We start from the raw sequence: 3,460 nt of genomic DNA, 5'->3' as shown, positions 1-3,460 counted from the left end.
TCGTCAGCCAGCCCGCCGAGCTCGCGCCGGCAGGCTACGGATTGCCGCAATCGGAGGAACGCGAGCGCATCGCCGTCGAAGCACGGGTGCGTGTCGACAGGCTCCGGGGCGAGGATGCGGTCCTGCGGAAGGACCTGGAGCGCTGGCTTCCCGAAGATCAGCGGGAAGCCCTGCGCGGGATCGAATCGAACGTGAACGCGATCGGTACGCGCCTGCGGGCGTTGGCCGCGGCAGGCGCGCCGTAACCGCGGGTCAGTCCGCGCGGCCGCCGAATTCGCCGGTGGTCGTGTTGACCAGGATGCGTTCGCCGTTGGTGATGTACTCCGGCACCATGATCTCGATGCCGGTATTGAGCTTGGCCGGCTTCGGGCGCTTGGTGGCGGTGCCGCCCTTCAGTTCCGGCGGCGTCTCCACCACTTCCAGCGTCACGTGCTGCGGCAGCTGCAGCGCGACCGGCAGTTCGTCGATCACCTGCACGTAGCAGCCGCTCAGGCCGTCGGTGATGTAGCCGGCGTCGTCGCCGATGACGTTGGCGTCCAGCGTGTACGGCGTGTAGTCCTCGTCGTCGAGGAACACGAACGCATCGCCATCCTTGTAGGAATACGTGGCCTGGCGGCGCAGCAATTCCACTTCGCTCAGGTTGTCGTCGGCGTCGAAGCTGGCATCCAGCTTGTTGCCGCCCGGCACGCTGTACATAATGAAGCGGAAGCGCACGTTGCCGCCGCGGCCCTGCGGCGAGCTGCGCTCGATGTCGCGGATCTGGTACACGCCGCCGTTGTGTTCGACGACGTTGCCCTTCTTGATGTCAAAAGCCTTCATGGATGAACCGTCAGTAGGAAAGGAAAGAGGAAAGCGGTGGACTTACTTCGGCGCCAGCCGCACGGCGCCGTCCAGGCGGATCGTCTCGCCGTTGAGATAGGGATTGCTGAGGATGTAGGCGACCAGGTCGGCGAACTCTTCCGGCTTGCCGAGGCGGGACGGGAAGGGGATCGACGCGCTGAGCGACTGCTGCACGGCTTCCGGCATGCCATCGACCATCGGGGTCCAGAAGATGCCGGGCGCCACGGTCATCACGCGGATGCCGAAGCGCGACAGTTCGCGCGCCATCGGCAGGGTCATGCCGACCACGCCTCCCTTCGAGGCCGAATAGGCCGCCTGGCCGATCTGGCCTTCGTAGGCCGCCACGCTCGCCGTGTTGACGATGATGCCGCGCTCGCCGTCGGCGTTCGGGGTGTTGTGCTGCATCGCGTCCGCGGCCGCCTTGGCCACGTTGAAGCTGCCCACCAGGTTCACCATCACCGTGGCCTGGAAGGTGGACAGCGGCATCGGTGCTTCCTTGCCCAGCACGCGTCCGGCACCGAGGATGCCGGCGCAGTTGATCGCGGCATTCAGACCGCCCAGGAATTCCCTGGCCGCGGCGATGTTCGTCGTGACGCCGGCTTCGTCGGTCACGTCGGTGCGGAAGTAGCGGACGTTGAGGTCGCCCAGTTCGGCGACCGCGGCCGCACCCTTGTCGTCGTTGACGTCGAACAGCGCAGCCTTGCCGCCGTGCTGGACCAAGTGCCGGGCGACGGCCAGTCCCAGGCCGGAAACGCCGCCGGTGATGACGGCACGGGTATCGGAGAGCTGCATGCGACGGACCTGCTGCGGAAAGGCCGGCATTTTACGCGATGGCGGGTGCGGGGTGGCATGACTGGGGTAGCTCGTGTGGGAGCGACGTCAGTCGCGAAGCTTTTCCGGTAAGGCCCCATCGCGACTGACGTCGCTCCCACAAGACGCAGGCGAGCGCCGCTCAGGCGTGCAGCACCCGCTCCAGCGACGCATCGGCAAGGCGGCGGGCGAACTCGTCGGGCGACAGGCCGGGGGCGAACAGGAAGCCCTGGCCGACGGGCACGCCGAGATTCAGCAGGAACTGCCGCTGCGCCTCCGACTCCACGCCCTCGGCGACCAGGCCAAGGCCCAGGCTGCGCGCGATCGCCGAGACGGCCTGGCAGACCGCCACGTCGGACCGGTTGTTCGGCACGCCCTCGGTGAACAGCGGGCTCAGCTTCAGGCCGTGGATCGGCAGGCGGCGCAGGTAGTTCAAGGCGCTGTAGCCTTCGCCGAAATCGTCGATGGTCAGCAGCACGCCCAGCTGGCGAAGGTCGGCGAAGGTGCGCAACGTGGCGGGCGCATCCTCGATCAGCACGCGCTCGGTGAACTCGAGTTCGAGCGCACTGCCGGGCAGGTCGAACTCTTCGAGGATGGTGCGCACGCGCTCGGCGAGGTCGTCGCCGGCGAACTGCCGGTACGACACGTTGACCGCCACCCGCACGATCCCCAGGCCCATGTCGCGCCACGTGGCGACCTGGCGGCAGGCTTCGCGCAGCACCCAGCTGCCGATGCGCACGATGTCGCCGGTGGTTTCGGCGTGGCTGATGAACACGTCCGGGCGCAGCTCGCCCAGCTGGTGGTTCTGCCAGCGGATCAGCGCTTCGCCGGCGATGATGCGGCCGTTGCGCAGGTCGACCTGCGGCTGGTATACGAGGCGGAATTCCTCGTTGTCCACGGCGCGGCGAAGTTGCGTCTCGATCTGCAGGCGGTCCTGCTGCCGCTGCGCCAGTTCCTGGGTGAAGCTCTGCCAGCCGTTGCGCGCGCGATGCTTGCTGTCGTACATCGCGATGTCGGCGTTCTGGATCAGCTGCTGCGGACGCRGGCCATCGCCCGGCGCGATCGCCAGGCCGATGCTGGCGGTGATGGCGAATTCGTCCTTGCCGAAGCGGAAGGCGTCGGCGAAGGCGCCGAGCACGGCATGTGCCATCGTTTCGGGCAGGTGCGGGTCGTCGCCGGCATCGCAGATCACCAGGAACTCGTCGCCGCCGAAGCGGGCGATCATGCCGTCGGTGCCGACCGCGCCGCGGATGCGGTCGGACGCCTGCACCAGCAGTTCGTCGCCGGCGTTGTGGCCCAGCACGTCGTTGACCATCTTGAAGCGGTCCAGGTCGATGTACAGCACCGCGACGCGCGCGCGCTCCGGATCGGCCAGCCGCGCGCCCAGCTCGGTCAGCACGGCGTCGCGGTTCATCAGCCCGGTCAGCGGGTCGGTGCGCGCCTGGATGCGCAGCATCTCCTCGGCCTGCTTGTCCTGCGAGATGTCCTGCATGGTGCCAGTGATGCGGGATGCGCCGGGATCGCCGGGTTCGGCGTCGCCGATCACGCGGATCCAGAACGGATGGCCGTCGGCCTGCGTGCCTTGCAGTTCCAGGTCGAACCCCTGGCCGCCGGCGGTGATCAGGTCCAGCGCGCTGCGCAGGCGGCGGCGGTCGGTCTCGCGCAGGCACGACAGCATGTCGGCGAGCGTGACCAGCGGGCGTGCCGCACCGAGGATGCGCTGGGCCTCGTCGGTCAGGTACATCCGGTCGCGTCCCAGGTCCCATTCCCAGCCGCCGATGTGCGCCAGCGACTGCGCGCGGTCGAACAG

Annotated in this window: 3 protein-coding genes and 1 pseudogene; 1 reads left to right on the top strand and 3 read right to left on the bottom strand. The window is 68.3% G+C overall.

What is annotated here, in order from left to right; translation table 11 throughout:
* Window positions 1-245: pseudogene (locus tag AC04L7_RS14745) on the top strand (DUF4105 domain-containing protein); the annotation flags it as partial.
* Between the two features lie 7 nt (window positions 246-252).
* Here the strand turns inward: AC04L7_RS14745 and yeiP are convergent.
* The 3 genes from yeiP to AC04L7_RS14730 form a co-directional block, all read right to left on the bottom strand.
* Window positions 253-819, bottom strand: coding sequence for an elongation factor P-like protein YeiP (gene yeiP / locus AC04L7_RS14740; RefSeq protein ID WP_296278334.1), 567 nt, complete (start codon window positions 817-819; stop codon window positions 253-255).
* A gap of 42 nt (window positions 820-861) precedes the next feature.
* On the bottom strand, window positions 862-1,632 hold the full coding sequence (locus AC04L7_RS14735) for an SDR family NAD(P)-dependent oxidoreductase (RefSeq protein ID WP_435998040.1): 771 nt from the start codon (window positions 1,630-1,632) through the stop codon (window positions 862-864).
* 160 nt (window positions 1,633-1,792) lie between these two features.
* Window positions 1,793-3,460 (bottom strand): putative bifunctional diguanylate cyclase/phosphodiesterase (locus AC04L7_RS14730; protein ID WP_475513289.1); only part of this gene is annotated, 1,668 nt, incomplete at its 5' end.

It is taken from the genome of Pseudoxanthomonas sp. LjRoot204_2 (genome assembly GCF_056175765.1).
This window is presented reverse-complemented; position numbering and strand designations above follow the sequence as displayed.